We start from the raw sequence: 18990 nt of genomic DNA on the forward strand, positions 1-18990 counted from the left end.
ACATAATACATGCTGATACGCTAAAACTTTAAATTGTGAGATATTGTCCAATAGGATGTTTACAATCACATTGCTTATAAAAAATAATGAAAAAATAATGAAAGAAATTGATGTACTAAACTTAGAATGGCCAGGAAACGAAAGAGATAGTTTTTCTGTTGCCCCTATAATTTTGGAACTCCGTAATAAGGGTTATACATGTATTACTGGTGATATTTTTTCACATCTCTACTATTTATGTCAATATCGCCCTAAGGTGCTTCTAATTACTAGTTTTCAAGGTGCTCGTGTAAATCATAAAGTGTGTCAAGAAGCTAAAAGACTAGGTATCAAGGTGATAAGCCTGATTGCAGAGGGTAATCTTAGGGAAAAATCTATTAAAGAAATGACATGGGGCCACAATTTATCAAGAGAAATTTATTTTGAAAAAATGCTTGTTTGGAGCAAGCGTAGTCAAGACTTGATATTGAAGTACTTTCCTGAACTGGAAGAGAAAGTTGTTGTTTCGGGAGGGGTAGGGTTCGACCGTTATAAGTTGATTTCGTTTAAATCCAAGCAAGCATTTATTAATGAACAAAATGTAGAAAAAGACTATGATGCATTTGTAGGCCTTGCAGGGTGGGGGTTCGATAAAATTCATGAAACAGAATTCTACGAGAAAAATAAAAAAGCCATGCTTGCAAGTATGCGTCCGGGACAAATAGACTTACACCGGAAAGACTTCAAACTGTTGACTCAATACTACTATGACCTTGTCACTAATAATCCGCGTACCTTTTTTATTGCAAGGCCTCACCCCGGTCTAATGGAGTACTATTACGACGAGTTTAAGAAAATAAAGGATCTTCCTAATGTTTACTACTCCAAACCAAGGAGTTGTACTTATTCTATTAGTGACTTGATTTCTATATGTGATATTTGGGGCGGGTATGAAACAACAACGTGTATGGAAGCATGGTTATTAGGAAAACAGACGTTTTTGTTTAACCCAAGTGGAGTGGATTTTACTCGTGATATAACGGCAAATGGTAGTCTTATCATTGAAAACTATGATGAGTTAAATAATTCGATGAGTAATGTCAGTCGATTTATAGAAGCTATATCTTTAGATGAAGATGTTACCGTAAATAGAAAAAAAATCATTGGTGATATTATTGGTTATGATGATGGCAAAAATCATTTAAGGGCGGTGTCAGAAATAGAACCAGTTCTAAATGATTCTTGCTACTCAAATTATAAAAATTATGATGTTATAAGAAATTTTGGAATTTTACAATTATCTAAGTATGTGATTAGAAATATCAATATTCTTAACTTAATTCGAGGTCTAAGAGTTTTAGATCAGGATCAAGTAGAAAGGACCATAAAGGTTTTTGAACTTTCAAAAAAAATGGATGAGTTGTTATGATAGTTGGTTATAATTTTATTAGGACTTGTGAATGATTAATGAAACGAAAATTCATGAAGGAGGCCACTTTAAAAAATATATAACTAAAGCTCCGTGGTATCTTATTAGTAGCGTATCGACTAAGCTGATAGGATTTATTTTACTTCCTGTTTATACAAGCTATTTTTCTAAAGAAGAAATTGGTTCTTTGTCCGTATATGAGTCTTTGGGAAGAATCATAGTTGTAGTTATCTCACTGTATTTAGATGCTGCCTTTACAAGATATTATTATAAAGTTAAATCGGAGTCACCTACTAGAATGGCTTGCTTTTTTAGTACGCATTTTTGGTTTGTACTATTATGGGGGGGAGGAGCCTGTATAACTATGGGGCTGTTTATTCAACCAGGCGTTTTTTCATTACCGAAAGCCAGTGACTTAGTAATCCCTGCCCTACTATTTAGCCAACTATTTAGCCAACTTGTAGTCATGCTTACCTCTTTATGGTCTGCGAATCTTTATGTTAAACGATTGGCAATTTTCAACATATTATTTTCATTATTAACATTACTAATAACGATGTATTTCATAGTTGTTAGTAAACAAAGTTGGGAATTTAGGTTTTATGCACTTTTTCTGATTAGCTTAATTCAGTTTGTATTAGTTTTTTTGATTGTTATAAAAAGTAAATTGTTAATATTATCATTCGATATTGAAATCATAAAAACAAGTCTTAAATTCTCCATTCCACTTATCCCAAATATTATTGCTGGTTGGGTAGCAATGTTTTCAGATAGGATAATACTATCGTATTATGGCCATTTAGATCAAGTCGGGGTTTATTCAATAGCAGCTCAACTGACTTTGGTTTTATATATAGTGAATGATGCAATTACACGTATTCAAGGCCCATTAGCTATGTCTGGAATGACAGAAGACATTGAGCGAGCGAAGCAGAAAATGTCTGACTTTGTTCATATTTACTTAACAATATTGATCTTTATGTATTTCATCATTTCAATATTCACTCCGTTCTTTGTTAATATAGCGTTTGGTGATGAGTACAAAGCTGTATCTGATATATTCTATATTTTGGGTTGGGTCTATATTTTTAGTGGTATATATCGTGTTTTCACCAATGTGATATCATATCATAATACAACATTATACATATCAACTGGGGCAGTTCTTCAAGCTATAATAAATGTTTTTTCTAACTTGGTATTGATACCATATTATGGAATGTACGCTGCAGCATTAAGTACTTTACTGAGTATGATGGTGTATACAATTTGGTTATGTTATTTCTCTCAAAAGCTTAGTCCGATAAATATTGCATATAAGCAATTAGCGTTGATAGTCCTAGTGGGAATATTTAGCGTCATTTTGTTAAGGTATTTAGATAATTCTGATACGATTACCTATGTTACATATATTCTTAAGGCTGTCTTGGCGATTTTTGTCGCATTAGTTTTGTTCTTGTTACAAAAGAATGAAAGTAAAGTCCAAATCATACAAATAACAAGAAGAATCTGGAATGAAAGAGTTCAATCTCGATAAATTGTTCATAAGTGCACATGAAAGGCATTATGTTAGTAAAGATATTTTTGATAACGCCTATATAGGTCAATATCATATTGGTGCTTATGTATTATGCCTGATTAACTACTTGGCAAAAAACTCTAATAATGGTCAATACTTCAACTACTTAGAAGAGTCACTTAGTTATCTAAATATGCAGTGGAACAATAACCTAGGGATAGACAGTGCCGATTTTTCTATTGAATCATTATGCTTGGCTCACTATTATGCAAAAGATAAGAAAGTAAAACTAAAGATACAAAAATTCCTTGTTGAACATTCTGATATTCTAAAAAATAAAATCAAAGCAAAAGCTACCGATTATTATTATCTAAGGTACTTTAATTGCTTATATTTTAAAGAAAAATTGGGTGTGAATATCTCATGTCCAAATGGCGCGCTGAATGTCATACAGGCTACACAATCAAAATCAGGCGTATTATTCGACTCTTTTAATGGAAATCAAGGTTGCCCAGATTTAGCTTATCATAGTAGAAATCTACAAATCCTAACATCTTGTGTGGTCTTGCTGGATGATAAAAGCTTAGAACCAATGGTTCATAAAGGCTTTAATTTTATACTGAATATAGCGTCAAATAGTGGTAGAAGCGCCTACTATGGTCGTTCTGCAGACCTAATTTATGGTGAAGCATCGTTGTATATGGCCATAAAACTAATGTTTAAAGACCAAGCTACTGGTTTTTGGAAGAGGTGTATACATAGGTTTGAACAAAGCTATTTAGCCCCCTCTTGTGCCAAGCTTGCTATCAACCCTTTTCAAATAGGTGAGGATAATCGTGATGGTATGGATTCGTACGTTTATCCTATGGTTTATGAGCTTTATTCGCTATCTAGGATATCCTGTTCTCCTGATATCATCCAGTCGAGATCAATTTTGGATATAGATCAAGAACAACGTCCAGAATACACTTTTCTAGACCCGATTTCCGGTTTTCTCAAAGTGAAGCGTGAAGATTACGAAATATCTATGAATCTGCTTGGGCATCAGCTCGCGCCCATTCGGCCGAACGACAATCGTTATATGCCCTTATTCCCCTATGCTCACCACAGTGGTTTCGTTCCTAGCCCTCCCTTTAAGTCTATACTTAAAAAAGAAAATGACTCGATATGGTATAAAGTATACCGAAAGATATCTGAGCGATATTTACGATCTAGATATTCGAAGCTTTACTTGGGTTATATGCCTTACTTTAAAGTTAATAATAAATATTATGTCCCTTCGAAATTTGAAATGTTAGATATAGAAAGTCACTCTGTTGACCTGAAAGTTAATAATGCTTATGTCTTCCCAGGAGGAAAGTGTGGTCATGAATGTGAAGTAAAGAAAACCATATTAAATGTAACGGTTAACTTTGAAAACAAAATAACACTGAAATTTAAAGTTTTAAATAATACAGATTGCTATTTTCAATTTTCACACAAGCCAACAGATATTATGACGATCGAAGGAAAACGTGTTTTGATAAATGGTACGCCTTTGTTAGAGTTCTCGGTTCCTTTGAGAATAAATAAAGGCTATAGTAGGAAGCTTAGCTCTATTTCTGGTGATATTTCTGTTAAATCACTAGAGATAGACACCCCAAACAATGAGTATAGCGTGACATACCTATGAAAACTGAACGTATTCGAGGATTCTTGAAGGGAGTTAAGGACTCCTTTCTTGTTGGCAGTATCAACCCTCTTCGGTTCCAACTTGCGGCAAGTCAAGATGTATCAAATTACCCTAACTTTTACTTGATATGCAAAATTAAACATGAAGCTCATTTATTAGATAAAGCGGTAAAGAACCCATACTCTCCTGGAAGAGCTGCCGCCAGAAAGGAATATCTAGCTTCTCTTTTGAGTGAATTGGATAAAAGAAATGTAGATTTTAAGGAAATCTCAAACTGGGCATATGAAGTATTAGAAAAGTATGATATTTGGACTAAGGCGAAAACGTCCCAAATGTTATCAGGGGATAATGTCTTCAAAGCGTTACCAGAACTTGCCGTTCCGTCTATACGTTTTTGGAAGAAAGGTACACCTCCTGAAAGCCAGATTATAGAATGTATAAACTCTGGCCAAATGGCATCTGCATCTTGTAATCGCCAAGCCTTTCTGATCAAAGTGGCTGTAAACCATACTCAAGACTTTGATGGAGAAGGTGCTCGTAACGCAAGTATGTTTGCTACCGCACCATATCGAGTTTTCATTTATTACAATGTTAATAATTACTCTGAAAAATATGCTGCAATGATTGATATTGGCATGTTTGCCCAGAACTTTGTTCTTAAAGCCAAGAATTTTGGCCTTGGTACGTGTTGCTGTTACGCCTCTGAGCATTTAGACCATGGACAAGCTTACTGGAAAAAGAAATTTGATTTATCAAACGAGTTTTATTGTGGCTTAACTATATTAGTTGGTAATCCAAAAGAAGTGGTTAACAAGCCCCCTAGAATAGAAACAAAGAAAATTGTCGAATTTGTAAAGGCTTAATATGTGTGGTTTAACTGGCTTTATTTCTTCATCAACATCACTTAATGGGAAAGAATACTATCAAGCGCACGCTGAAATAGCGCATCGTGGTCCGGATGATGAAGGTTTTTTATATTTAAATAACCAAAATCAACATGCCTTTGCGAAAGGAGAGGATACCGACAAGGATATTCCTGAACTTATCGATATTCGTGAGGTTGATGATATACGTTTTGTCATGGGACATAGGCGTCTTAGTATTATTGAGTTGTCAACTCAAGGCCATCAGCCATTTCAGGTTGGAAATAAAGTGCTTTGCTATAACGGCGAAATCTATAACTATCTCGAGTTAAGAGAAGAGCTTATTGCTGAGGGAGTCGAGTTTCAAACCCATACCGATACCGAAGTATTTCTTGCGGCCTACAATACTTGGAAAGAAAAAGCCTTTGAAAAGTTCAATGGGATGTGGGCAGCCGCAATCTATGATTTAGATACTAATGAACTGACTCTTGTCAGAGACCGATTTGGTGTGAAGCCTCTCTACTATGTTGAAAGCCCTGATGGTTTGTATTTTTCGTCTGAAGTGAGGTTTTTTAAGCCGTTTGGGCTACTTGCCGAGTATGATGAACACTCGATATATCAATATATTCGCTACTCGGAAACAGACTTTGATGAATCGACCTTTTTTAAATGTGTAAAACAGGTAGAACCTGGTCACTATATAAAAGTGGCACCTTCTGGTGTTCAAGTCAGCCAGTACTGGGGAGAAGATGACCTAGGTGGGGTAAATGACCCTATTAATAATATAGAGTCTATGCTTAAAGCCGCTATTCAGTTGAGACTGCGATCTGATGTTCCCGTTGGCTCATTGCTGAGTGGCGGAATTGATTCTTCTCTGATTGTTGGCATGATTAATTCGATTAAAGGGCTCGATAACTTTGAAGCTTATTCTGCTGTGTTTGACGATGACCGCTTCTCTGAAGAGCAATACATCAGAAAAAATGCTGAATATTTACACTTTGAACCCAACTATATCTATCCTAGGCCTAGTGATCTACTTCAGAACATTGAAGAGCTGATACACGTGCAAGAGATGCCTTTCCGAAGCCTGTCCGTGTTATCACAATATCTAATTTATAAAGATGTTGCGCAGCAAGGGAAGGTGAAAGTACTTTTGAATGGTCAGGGGGCGGACGAAATATTCACAGGATATACGGAACACTATAGTTTTTATTTCTCGACATTATTACGACAGCGAAAATTTAGGCTCCTGTTGAGTGAGCTACGTGCCTTTATGACCAATAAGCAGATGAACTTAACTCGCTCACTTATCTGGATTGCTAAAACTTTGCTGGCTGAGTATATGTCTAAAGAAGATAAATACAACTTCTTCAATGGCTCATATGAGCGGAAAAGAGAGAAGCATTCGCGTAAAGATTTTACGCCACTAAAATCTCGTCTCTATCGCAACTTGTCGTTCTCCGCATTGAGAGAGTACCTGCGTTATGAAGATAAAAACTCAATGTATTTCTCTTTAGAATCTAGGCTACCTTTCCTTGATTACCGACTAGTAAAGTTGGCTTTTTCCCTGCCCGATGAAGCGCTGATAATCAAAGGAGACACTAAAGCTCAGCTACGCCAACTCTGTAAAGGAAAAGTAGCTAAAGAAGTCTATGAGAGGAAAGATAAAACTGGTTTTGTGTCGCCACAGGAAAGTTGGCAGCGCAACGAGCTTAAACCTGAGTTTGATAAAGTGTTTGATGACATAAAATTGAACGGACTGTTTGATTTCACTAACGCATCATCCATATACGAGTTTTATCAAAGTTATGTGAATAAAGAGCATAATGATTGGGCTTTGGTATGGCGCCTGTTTTGTCTGTATAAATGGAAAGAGGTATGGATTACTCCAAGCAAATAACCACTTTTACACTCTCTTCAGCACAAGGATTCGATGACTTTATTTATGAATAGAAAGGTTTATTATCTGACTAGATCTTACGCTCCATATGACGCCGGTGGCGGAGCCCTAATGAGACGAGGAGCAGTTGAGCATCTTACCCAGCTAGGTTGGGACGTGGTTGTTGTTAGGCCAAATTATGAGTCGTTCGAAGAAGAGTTTAAAGAAAACGTGTTAATGGTGCCTTTCAAGCGCCAGCATAGGCAAAAACTAAGCTCACTTTTAGAACGTATCGGTTATTACGAAGATTACTTAGACAAATGGGTTGCGCACGCTTTCGACTTGTTAAAAGACCGAATTGCTTCTAATGACATACTCTTCGCTACATGTGGTGGGGAGCTTGGAATGATCAAACTTGGTGCACTACTAAAAAAAGAAGTGGGCTGTAAACTTGTTGTTAACTTCAGAGACCCACTCAATTACGGATACACCGATGGCATGAGGCGAGATTATAAATTTCATATTGGTCGCGCATCAGTACAGAAGAAGTACATGGAATGTGCTGATCTTGTTTTGACTTCCAGCATGAGTTATGCCGCCCTTCTATCAGAGAATTTTTCCCATCTTTCCAATAAGATAAAGAATAACTATTTCGGCTATCATAAAAGTATTACTTGTGAAGTTAAACGCCTAGATCGAGGCGACAGAAAACTCAGGATCGCCTATGCGGGCTTGATGAGTCCAACACAAAAGCCTGAAATACTATATGAGGCAATCAAAGATCAAAGAAAACTTGATGTGGAATTATATTTTATTGGTAATTCAGAAAACTACAAACCAATAAACTCCATTGTTGACCCTAGGGTTAATTTGGTGCCTAACATGCCACACAGTGAATTTATCGAATTTATGCAAAAAAATATCGATGTTGGCTTTGTAAGCTTAGAAAAAGATTATTATGGTATGTGTGTACCATCAAAGCTATATGAATATATTAATTTGGGATTACCTATATTAGGGGCGCTTCCTAAAGGTGATGCGATAGATATTATCAATGGTAGTCAATATGGTAGTGCGGTCAGGTTTGGAGATATCGCAGGCCTAAGGACTGGCATAGAAAAACTGTCTTTACACAAGCAATTAAACCTGTGTAAGGAAAATGTAATTAAAGATAGAAAAAAATGGAGTATGGAATGTACTATTCAAGAGGTACACAGAATGCTTCAAGCATTGTAGGGAGAATTGACCACTTTGCTTTTGTCTTATTTAACTATCTGAGTAGACATTTAGATATTTTCTCTGTCTGCCTGCTATTTGTTGGATTTGTCACTTCCGCTTTTTTTACTTATAAGATACCGCCGATTAGAATTGTAGCGGTTCTATTCGTTGCGTCAGTGGTATTCGTTAGCATAGTAAACAATATAAAGAAAAAGAGACTTGACTTTTTATTTCAATCTATACTTATAGTTTTTGTTGTCTTCCAGCTTTCTCTAGATCAAGTTAGAACCTATCAATCAGAGATAGCGCCATTTATTGCCATGATCATTGCGCTCTCTTTTTATAAGTACAACGATGTTATATATAAGGTGTTAAGAATTGTTCTCGTTGTTAACTTTTTGGTTATGACGTATGAACTAGCAACACATGATTACTTAATCAAAGTTGTTGCAGAGAATAAATATGAGCACGGAAGGCTACAAGGATTGTTTAGCTATTCAAAAGAATGTGGATTTTTTCTTTTCTTTGCCTTTTTATATGTCAGAAAATATCAATCGGGACTATTTATTAAGTCGATCGTTATTGCTTCATCGTTAATGTCAGGCTCTAGAACAGTTATACTTTTTGTTGGATTTATTATTCTATTGGATTTTTTTCTTGCACTCCGAGTTAAATTCAAAACTAAGGACTTTTATAAAGCAATAACCATCATGCTTTTTGGTGGTGTTTTGTTTGGATACTTAGCAGTAAAGTACTTTGATAAAAATAATATTTATATGCTTTATAGAATACTAGCCTCTTTTGATTTTAGCAGCTCTTCACACGTTGATCGTGTATTCTTCTGGAGTAGTTATATTCACGAGTTGGATAATTACACATTGACTCAATGGTTATTTGGTGCAGGGACGTATCTTAACGTTTTACTCGGTAATGGCTCTGAAAATACTTACCTCATGATTATTAGTCAGTCTGGCTTGACTGGATTTTTTATTTTTGGATTTCCATTGGTATTAACATTGGCTTTATTTTTCCGTTATCCACGTGAGATATACCCATTGGTACTGGTATTGTTATTTCTTAATGTAGGAAGAATAGGTGTTGGCTGGGCCGACGGCATATTGATGTGGTGTTATGTCATTAGTGTTATTTATAGCAGGTCAACCATGGATCCCCAAGGAAATAAACTGTCAGGATAAATCATGAATATATTGTTTTACTATCTATCTAAGGTTATTAAAAAGGCAAGACTTTCAGCTATAAAAAACAGTGAGATACACTCGACGTCGAAAGTAGAATCGGGATCAAATGTTGTGAATAGCAGTATGGGTAGGCACTCTTTCTGCGGATATAATTGTGAAATTAGCACGACGTCGATAGGATCATTTTGCTCGATAGCAAATGGTGTGATCATTGGTGGTGGTATGCATCCCATGGAATGGGTATCGACTTCACCAGTGTTTTATGAAGGTCGCGATAGCGTTACAAAGAAGTTTTCCACTCATGCCCGTGAGGCAGTGAAGTCAACCACAATTGGTCATGATGTTTGGATTGGTCAAAATGTGCTAATCAAGCAGGGTGTGACTATAGGTACTGGCTCTGTCATTGGAATGGGTAGTGTTGTTATCAAAGACGTAGAGCCGTACACTATTGTTGCTGGCAACCCAGCCAGATTTATTAGATATCGATTCGATAGAGAAGTCATCGAAGGGTTACTTGCTTCAAAATGGTGGGAGCTTGAAGAATCGAAACTGGAACAATTAGCCCAAGATATTAAATCGCCGTTGACTTTTATTAATAAGCATAAAAATGAAGAAAAAAGTACTAATAGGATATAACTATATCCTGCATTATAGAAAACCGTTTTTTAACGAGCTTGCAAAACACTACGATGTCACGGTGTTACACTCTGGTGAGGTTAGTGTAAATGAAAATGATAATTTCTCAGAGATAATTGTCCCAACTCGCCAAATGGGGCCATTTTTTCTACAGAAAAAGCTGATAAAAGAGTGCCTTAGCAAAGAATATGACTTTGTCATTCTGCTATTTGATGTTCGGTGGGTTTCTACAGTATTGACTTTGCTTTTTAATAAAGTCTTGTTTAAACATAAAAAAATCCTCCTTTGGGGCGCGTGGATAACAAAAAGCAATATAGCAAACCATGTAAGAATGGCTTTATCAAAAATGGTGCATGCCAATGTTTATTACACGGCTGAAGCACGGAGAGACTTTGTTATTCGTGGGTTAAACCCCGACAATCTCTATGTTGCCAACAATACTTTTGATGTCGAGAACAAATCAAAAGCCTATGAGCACGAAAACAAGTTTCGATTACTCTTTGTCGGTAGTTTAGACGAACGTAAGAAGAACACTGACCTAATCGAAGCTTATAAAAATACCTTAGAATACATACCACAAGATATTACCTTGACTTTTGTTGGCGATGGAAAGGAGAACGACGTACTTCGTGCCTTGGTTAATCGTCTCGGTATCGCGGAGCGTGTCGATTTTGTTGGTAGACTCGAGAACCCTCATGATCTTGTTCAGTATTACAACGAAGCGCTTGTTTCTATCTCTTATGGGCAAGCGGGCCTATCTGTACTGCAGAGCCTAGGTTTTGGTGTTCCCATTATTACTCATCGGGATGCAATAAGCGGTGGCGAAAAGTCAAACATAAAACATAACATCAATGGTGCCTTCTGCGATGATAGAATGGCGCTCGAGAAGGAAATTGTTAGGTTTTCAAATGACGGTCATTTAGCTCGCAAGATGGGTGAAAATGCCTATAACTATTATTCACGATTCTGTACCATTGAAAACATGGTACAAGGGTTTGTAGACGCAATTGAAAACACGAACTTATCTTGCGTTGATGAGAGCTGAGAGGAGCTAATGAGCAGTATCACACATACAATTTGTACTCGATGCGTTATGGATACCACCGATTCGAAAATCGTATTCGATGACAATGGAGTTTGCGATCATTGTAATACGTATTTAAACGATATTTTGCCAAAGTGGAATCCTGAGGGTTTGGATGATTCGCAGCTTGAACAATTGGCAGAAAAAATCAAAAAAGAGGGAGAAGGGCAAGACTTCGATTGCATCATCGGCATGAGTGGCGGCATTGATAGCTCTTACCTTCTTTACTTAGCAAAAGAGAAGCTGGGTTTACGTCCACTTGTTTTTCATGTCGATGCCGGTTGGAACTCTAAGGAAGCGGTAACCAATATTGAACGATTGGTTGATGGCCTAGACCTTGATTTGTATACCGAAGTGATAGACTGGGAAGAAATGAAAGATCTGCAGCTTTCTTTCTTTAAATCTGGCGTCTCTCATATTGATACTCCCCAAGACCACGCGTTTTTTGCAACCATGTATAAGTTTGCTGATAAGCATGGAGTGAAAAATATTCTGACTGGCGGTAACTACTCTACTGAATGTATACGAAATCCTCTTGAGTGGATGTATTACCAGTCTGATTCAAGACAGCTAAAAGACATTCACAGCCAGTTTGGAAGCCGACCCCTAAAACGATTCCCAGTCACAAATATTCTATGGCACAAGTTCTACCTTCCGTACTTTAAAGGGATAAAAGTCACAAGACCTTTAGACTTTATGAAATACGATAAAGAGGAAGCTACTAAGCTATTGGAAGACAAGTTTGGCTATCAACGTTACCCTCAAAAGCACTTTGAATCTAGATTTACCCGCTTCTATGAGGGCTATTGGCTGCCACAGAAGTTTGGATACGATACACGTAAAGTACAGTTTTCTAGCCTGATTTTAACAGGGCAAATGACTCGTAATGAAGCGCTTAAAGAGCTCGAAAACCCAGCGATGAGCGATGAGCAAATTAAGCAAGAGTTTGAATTTGTATCAAATAAACTCGGTATCACGACGGAAGAGCTTCAATCCTATTTTGATGCGCCTAATAAGACCTATAAAAGCTATAAATCGCAACAAGGCATTTATGATATTGGGGCAAAAGTACTCAGATACTTGGGTATTGAAAAGGGTGGTAAACGATGATCGCCATTGTCGATTATGGGTTAGGTAATATTCGAGCATTTGCGAACATATATAAGCGCTTAGGCATTCCACATGTTCTCGCTTCAGATAATGAGTCGTTAAAACAAGCAACGCATATTATTTTACCCGGGGTAGGTTCTTTTGATTATGCGATGCAAAAACTGAACGAGTCAGGAATGCGCGACACTCTCGATGATCTTGTCCTTAACCAAAAACGACCTGTACTTGGCATCTGTGTGGGCATGCAAATCATGGCTGTATCCAGTGAAGAAGGTGAGGCTAAAGGGTTGGGTTGGCTTGATACTCAAGTTGTGAAGTTCAGTCGCACTGATACTAAGTTTCCGCTCCCTCATATGGGGTGGAATTCGCTGGAGTTGATAGGGGGGGGGTGTCCGTTATTTAACGACATTGAATCAAAGCCTTCTTTCTATTTTCTTCACTCTTATCACTTTAAGTCAGACTTTAGCTGCGCCGTGGCGAGATCAAAGTACTCGAATGAGATAGCCTGTATTGTGCAAAAAGAAAATATTTTTGGAATTCAATGCCATCCAGAGAAAAGCCATCATAACGGTGTGACATTACTGAAAAATTTTTACGAGGCGACAAATGCTTAGATCTCGCATCATTCCTGTTTTACTTGTACGTGATAAAGGTCTAATTAAAACGACAAAGTTTTCAGATGATAAGTACGTCGGTGACCCTTTGAATGCTGTCCGTATCTTTAATGAGAAGGAAGCAGACGAAATAATGATCGTTGATATTGACGCCACGGTAAAAGGAAAAGAGCCAGACTATCAGTCGATAGAAAATTGGGCTAGTGAATGTCGTATGCCCCTCTGTTATGGCGGAGGTGTCAAAACCGTTGAGCAGGCTTTGCGGATCTTGTCACTCGGTGTTGAAAAAGTGGCATTGAGCTCTTCAGTTATAGATAGGCCTGAACTGATTAAAGAAATAGCTTCTCAAGTGGGAAATCAAAGTGTTGTTGCCGTAGTGGATGTCAAAAAGAGGTTCCTTGGTGGCTACAAAGCTTATACCCATAACGGTAAGAAAAGTACGTCTGTAGATTTATTCTCTCTCATAAAAACGTTCGAGCAACAAGGTGTTGGAGAGATCATTATCAACAATATTGATGCTGACGGCACCATGGCGGGCTACGATACTAACCTTTTGGAAAAACTCCGCAGTAAGGTTAGTGTCCCTCTAACTTATCTCGGCGGGGCAGGGTCTCACCAAGACTTAAAAAACGTTATTGATGAGTACTCCCCAATCGGTGTTGCAGCGGGTAGCTTATTTGTGTTTAAAGGGAAATACAGAGCAGTACTTATCAATTATCCCAACTTAGAAGAAAAAAATTCATTATTTAAAAATTGATAGGTTAAGTATGAAACAAGTGCTTCAAAACATCGCAAACGGTGAAACTAATGTTGTTGATGTTCCCTGTCCTCAAAGTAAATCTGGAAACATCCTTATTTCTACCTGCAAAACCCTTGTTTCGGCTGGTACCGAAAGAATGCTGATTGATTTTGGAAAGGCGAGTTACATAGACAAAGCGAGACAACAGCCAGATAAAGTCAAAATGGTTTTGGAAAAAATTAAGACTGATGGTTTAGCTCCTACTATTGATACTGTTCGTTCAAAACTCGATCAACCTTTGCCTCTTGGATATTGTAATGTTGGTGTGGTTCTAGATAATGGAGGCACAAGCCTCGAAGTTGGAACTCGAGTTGTTTCAAATGGCCACCACGCTGAAGTGGTCCGGGTTCCCAAAAATCTTTGTGCTAAAGTGCCAGACTTAGTCAGCGATGAAGCCGCGTCGTTTACCGTTTTAGGAGCCATTGCATTACAGGGAATACGTTTGGTTAAGCCGACACTAGGTGAATGTGTGGTTGTTACTGGTTTAGGCTTGATTGGACTAATGACGGTGCAGCTTTTACGTGCTAATGGTTGTCGAGTACTCGGGATTGATTTTGATTCTTCTAAATGTGAACTTGCAAGAAAGTTGGGGGCGGAAACTGTCGACTTATCCCAAGGGGAAGATCCAATACATCATGCGGAGTCATTCTCTCGAGGTAGAGGCGTGGACGGAGTAATTATCACTGCGTCTACAAAGAGCAATGAACCTGTATCTCAAGCGGCCAAGATGTGTCGCAAACGTGGGCGCATTGTACTGGTCGGTGTTGTCGGGTTGGAGCTATCTAGAGCTGACTTTTTTGAGAAGGAGCTGACTTTTCAGGTCTCCTGTTCATATGGCGCAGGTCGTTATGACAGTGAATATGAAGAGAAAGGGAATGATTACCCTATTGGCTACGTACGGTGGACAGAACAGAGAAACTTTGAAGCTGTTTTAGATATGATGGCGTCGGGTACTCTGGATGTTGAGCCACTGATCTCGCACCGCTATTCCATTGACAATGCTTTAGAAGCCTATCAGTGCCTAGAAGATAAGACAGCGCTTGGAATCGTTTTAGACTATCCAAACGCCAGTGAAAGTGAACTGACCAAAAGAAGTGTCAGTCTTCAAAATGCACAAACCTATCATGCATCCGATGCTGCTTGCACATTTGTGGGTGCAGGAAACTATGCATCTAGAGTGTTAATGCCCGCTTTTAAGAAGGCTGGTGCAAAACTTGACACCGTTGTTACCAGTGGCGGGGTCAGTGCAGTCCACCATGGTAAAAAGCTAGAGTTTGCGAAAGCCTCTACTGACCTAAATGAGGCGTTGAAAGACGCGTCAACCAATACGGTAGTGATCGCAACTCAGCATCATTTGCATGCGGAACAAACCATTGCTGTAATTAAATCGGAGAAGCATGTATTTGTCGAAAAACCGTTGGCATTAAAGCTGGATGAGATAGACCAGATCGAGCAGGCTTATAATGAAAGTAACACCAAACCTAAAGTCATGGTTGGGTACAACCGTCGTTTTGCTCCTCATGTCCAGAAGATGAAAGAACTGTTGTCTAAGTCTATTGGTCCAAAAACGTTCATCATGACGATGAACGCGGGTGAAATACCGGCCGACCATTGGACTCAAGATCCAGAGGTTGGTGGTGGTAGAATCATCGGGGAAGCTTGCCACTATATTGATCTTATGCGCTTTTTAGCAGGATCTAAGATTGTCGATTTTGATGCGGTGTGTATGGGGGATGCCCCAGGGATCGCGATTAAAGAAGATAAAGCGACTATTACTCTGAGTTTTGAGGATGGCTCATTTGGTACGATTCACTACTTTGCTAATGGTGGTAAATCTTTCCCTAAAGAGCGAATTGAAGTGTTCTCAAATAATGCGGTTTTACAGTTGGATAACTTCCGTAAACTGAATGGTTTTGGGTGGAACGGATTTAGTAAGCTTAAACTAATGGCTCAAGATAAAGGCCAAGACAATTGTACCAAAGCCTTTGTTGAAAGTATTACCAAAGGCTTACCATCTCCAATTCCGTTCGATGAGATTGTCGAAGTGGCAAGGGTTTCTTGTCAAGTTGCGCAATCACTACGTTAACTATTCTTATTGGGGGCAACACGTCCCCCCTTTTAATATGAAAAAAATCTACTTACTTTTCCATACTATCAGGCACCTTAAGCCTATACAGTTGATAGATAGAATTCGACGACGATTTAAAAAAATAGATCTCAGACTCTCTTCAACGCCCTCTTTAAGATTGAAAAAACAACTGTGGAAGGATAAGGAGTTAATAAAAAGTTCATATATATCAAAGGATAAGTATCGTTTCCTCAATTTGGAAGGTGAAGTCGGTAGTTGGAATGACGCTGATAAATCTAAGTTGTGGTTATATAACCTGCACTATTTTGATGATCTGAATGCGATTGGCTCTTCAAATCGACGGGACACCTGTGTCTCTCTTATTAGTTCTTGGATAAAAGAAAACCCTCCCCTATCTGGCAATGGTTGGGAGCCTTACCCATTATCGTTAAGAATAGTGAACTGGATTAAATTTTTTCACAAACATGAGTATGACGCTGATAATAGTAGGCAAAGTTTGTATCTCCAAACCCATGTACTCCGTCAGAATTTAGAATATCATTTATTAGGTAACCACTTATTTGCAAATGCTAAAGCTTTAGTGTTTGCGGGCTGTTACTTTAAAGGTGAGAGCGCCGATGAATGGCTTAAAAAAGGTCTCGAAATCATAGATGCTGAAGTTTCTGAACAGATTCTTGATGACGGCGGAAATTTTGAGTTAAGCCCCATGTATCACAACATTATTCTTGCTGATATGTTGGATCTCTATAACTTAGCTAATACATATGCTATTCAAAATGTTGAATCAAGAAAACGCAAGTGGATGTCAGTGATTCAAAAAATGCTCGACTACTCGGAGTCACTCCAACATCCAGATGGCGAAGTTTCCTTTTTTAATGACTCTGCAATGGGAATCGCTGCTCGCTACCAATCACTGTCTCAATATGCCGAAGCATTAGGTATACCAACAAATGCGATTAATGGCGAAGCACATGCAGACGACACTATCATCTACCGCCATTATCGAGATTCCGGTTATATTGTGGCGCAGTCAGGAAACTACAAAGCAATATTAGATGTCGCTCGCATAGGACCAGATTACATCCCAGGGCACGCGCATGCAGATACGCTAAGCTTCGAAATGAGTATTTTTGATCAGCGTGTGTTTGTGAACACGGGGACAGGAGAATATGGTCTTAGTGAAGAACGTTCGAGGCAGCGAAAAACTGCCGCCCATAATACTGTTGAGGTCGACGACTTAGACTCCTCTGAAGTGTGGAGTGGTTTTCGAGTGGCTAAGAGAGCGTATCCCACTCAAGCCAAAATAGAAAAATCCAACGGAGAGCTGTTAATATCCTGCTCACATAACGGTTACGAAAGACTAAAAGGCAAAGTGACCCATAGCCGCCAATGGCGATTTAGTGAAACAGGTTTAGAAATAACGGACCATCTAACGGGGGACTATTCGAAAGCGACCGCACACTATCATCTACATCCTGATGTGAAAGTGACTGTCTACAATAATACAGCCAAGTTGGTACTAGGTTGTGGTCGAGAAATCGTTTTTGAATCTAGTCAATCTATTGCCTCTTATTCCGTATTGTGGTGCCCTGAGTTTGGTGTTTCAGTGCCAACGACTAAGCTGTGTATCCCCATCATCGACTCTTCTCAACATATCCGTATAAGGTTCTAATCATGCAGTTACTATTTTTGACTGACAACTTTCCACCGGAAGGGAATGCCCCTGCATCAAGAACCTATGAGCATGCGGCTCAGTGGATAAAAGAAGGGCATGAGGTTACGGTCATTACGTGCGCCCCTAATTTTCCAGAAGGAAAGGTTTACAAGGGCTACAAAAATAAGCTCTATGATGTTAGTTATATGGACGGTATCCGAGTCGTTCGAGTAAAAACATACATTACGGCAAATGAAGGTTTTTTAAAGCGCATCTTAGACTACCAGTCATTTATGGTTACCGGATTTATTGCCGGCTTATTTCATAAAAAGCCTGATTTAGTGATAGCCACGTCGCCACAATTTTTCTGCGCGTGTGCAGGGTGGGCTTTATCGGCAGTGAAAAGAGTTCCATTTGTGTTTGAGCTGCGAGATATCTGGCCTGCATCTATTACCGCTGTAGGAGCAATGAAAGATAGTTATTTGATACAGATGCTAGAAAAGCTAGAACTGTTTTTATATCACAGGGCTGACTGTATTATTTCAGTGACGCACTCCTTTAAGAAGGAGCTCGTCGCTCGAGGAGTGGATAGTGAGAAGATAGGTGTAGTCCTCAATGGTGTAGATCTATCTAGGTATAAAAGAGTCGAATGTAAAGACTCTAAGTTAGCACAGCAATACGACTTAGAAGGTAAATTTGTAGTTGGTTATGTTGGGACCCACGGTATGGCCCATGGATTAGAGGGTATTATAGATGTAGCCGAAATGTTTCAAGGTTACGATGATATTCGATTTGTATTTGCAGGTGGAGGTGCTGCAAAAGAGAAAGTTATTACTGCAGCTCAGAAAAAGAATTTGCGTAATGTTGTTTTTATTGATCGGCAACCAAAGGAAATGATGCCCCAAGTATGGTCTTTGTGTGATGTTTCACTCGTTCCACTGATCAATAACCCTCTATTTGAAACTGTTATACCATCAAAAATATTTGAATGTATGGCGATGGGGCTTCCTGTCATCATGAGTGTGCCCAAAGGGGAGGCGACAGAAATAGTCGAGAAGAATAACACGGGTATAGTTGTTGAACCTGAGTGCAAGGAAGGAATATCTAACGCTATAATGGAACTGTACAGAAATCCAGATAAGAAAGAGGAGCTTAAACAATCCAGTATAAAATCCTCTAGAATTTTCAATAGAGAAGTATTGGCTAATAAAATGCTCAATATCTTAGCGAAGCTATCCTAAAATTA

Annotated in this window: 15 protein-coding genes; all 15 read left to right on the plus strand. The window is 38.5% G+C overall.

Features of this window, described 5'->3' with window-relative positions:
* The first annotated feature begins 97 nt into the window (after positions 1-97).
* The gene (locus QMA41_RS17335; protein WP_281630270.1) at positions 98-1408 is read left to right on the plus strand and encodes a hypothetical protein; all 1311 of its coding nucleotides are present in this window, start codon (positions 98-100) and stop codon (positions 1406-1408) included.
* A gap of 31 nt (positions 1409-1439) precedes the next feature.
* Entirely contained in the window at positions 1440-2945 is a 1506-nt protein-coding gene (locus tag QMA41_RS17340; protein WP_281630271.1) for a polysaccharide biosynthesis C-terminal domain-containing protein, read from the plus strand.
* Positions 2923-4599 (plus strand): hypothetical protein, encoded by a 1677-nt coding sequence (locus tag QMA41_RS17345; protein ID WP_281630272.1) that lies wholly within the window; start codon positions 2923-2925, stop codon positions 4597-4599. Before QMA41_RS17340 ends, QMA41_RS17345 begins: the two co-directional genes overlap by 23 nt.
* On the plus strand, positions 4596-5462 hold the full coding sequence (locus QMA41_RS17350; RefSeq protein ID WP_281630273.1) for a nitroreductase family protein: 867 nt from the start codon (positions 4596-4598) through the stop codon (positions 5460-5462). Before QMA41_RS17345 ends, QMA41_RS17350 begins: the two co-directional genes overlap by 4 nt.
* A 1-nt stretch (position 5463) precedes the next feature.
* The gene (asnB, locus tag QMA41_RS17355) at positions 5464-7362 is read left to right on the plus strand and encodes an asparagine synthase (glutamine-hydrolyzing) (protein WP_281630274.1); all 1899 of its coding nucleotides are present in this window, start codon (positions 5464-5466) and stop codon (positions 7360-7362) included.
* A 111-nt stretch (positions 7363-7473) separates the two neighbouring features.
* On the plus strand, positions 7474-8577 hold the full coding sequence (locus tag QMA41_RS17360) for a glycosyl transferase family 1 (RefSeq protein ID WP_281630275.1): 1104 nt from the start codon (positions 7474-7476) through the stop codon (positions 8575-8577).
* Entirely contained in the window at positions 8535-9755 is a 1221-nt protein-coding gene (locus QMA41_RS17365; RefSeq protein WP_281630276.1) for a hypothetical protein, read from the plus strand. The genes QMA41_RS17360 and QMA41_RS17365 overlap by 43 nt, the downstream gene beginning before the upstream one ends.
* Before the next feature lie 3 nt (positions 9756-9758).
* Positions 9759-10394 (plus strand): CatB-related O-acetyltransferase, encoded by a 636-nt coding sequence (locus QMA41_RS17370; protein ID WP_281630277.1) that lies wholly within the window; start codon positions 9759-9761, stop codon positions 10392-10394.
* Positions 10366-11439: a glycosyltransferase family 4 protein gene (locus QMA41_RS17375; protein WP_281630278.1), complete on the plus strand. Its 1074-nt coding sequence runs from the start codon at positions 10366-10368 to the stop codon at positions 11437-11439. The genes QMA41_RS17370 and QMA41_RS17375 overlap by 29 nt, the downstream gene beginning before the upstream one ends.
* Positions 11440-11448: 9 nt before the next feature.
* Positions 11449-12588, plus strand: a complete 1140-nt coding sequence (locus QMA41_RS17380) for an N-acetyl sugar amidotransferase (protein ID WP_281630279.1) — start codon at positions 11449-11451, stop codon at positions 12586-12588.
* Positions 12585-13202 carry an imidazole glycerol phosphate synthase subunit HisH gene (gene hisH, locus QMA41_RS17385; protein ID WP_281630280.1) on the plus strand — a complete coding sequence of 206 codons (618 nt, stop codon included), beginning with the start codon at positions 12585-12587 and terminating at the stop codon, positions 13200-13202. The genes QMA41_RS17380 and hisH overlap by 4 nt, the downstream gene beginning before the upstream one ends.
* A complete protein-coding gene (locus tag QMA41_RS17390) occupies positions 13195-13959 on the plus strand; it encodes an AglZ/HisF2 family acetamidino modification protein (protein WP_281630281.1) in 765 nt (254 codons plus the stop codon). Before hisH ends, QMA41_RS17390 begins: the two co-directional genes overlap by 8 nt.
* A 10-nt stretch (positions 13960-13969) precedes the next feature.
* Positions 13970-16087, plus strand: a complete 2118-nt coding sequence (locus tag QMA41_RS17395; RefSeq protein WP_281630282.1) for a bi-domain-containing oxidoreductase — start codon at positions 13970-13972, stop codon at positions 16085-16087.
* Between the two features lie 160 nt (positions 16088-16247).
* The gene (locus tag QMA41_RS17400) at positions 16248-17762 is read left to right on the plus strand and encodes an alginate lyase family protein (RefSeq protein WP_281630283.1); all 1515 of its coding nucleotides are present in this window, start codon (positions 16248-16250) and stop codon (positions 17760-17762) included.
* A gap of 2 nt (positions 17763-17764) precedes the next feature.
* Positions 17765-18985 (plus strand): glycosyltransferase family 4 protein, encoded by a 1221-nt coding sequence (locus QMA41_RS17405; protein WP_281630284.1) that lies wholly within the window; start codon positions 17765-17767, stop codon positions 18983-18985.
* Positions 18986-18990 lie beyond the last annotated feature (5 nt).

Source organism: Vibrio sp. St2, from assembly GCF_947311885.1.
GTDB classification, from domain to species: Bacteria; Pseudomonadota; Gammaproteobacteria; order Enterobacterales; family Vibrionaceae; genus Vibrio; species Vibrio coralliilyticus.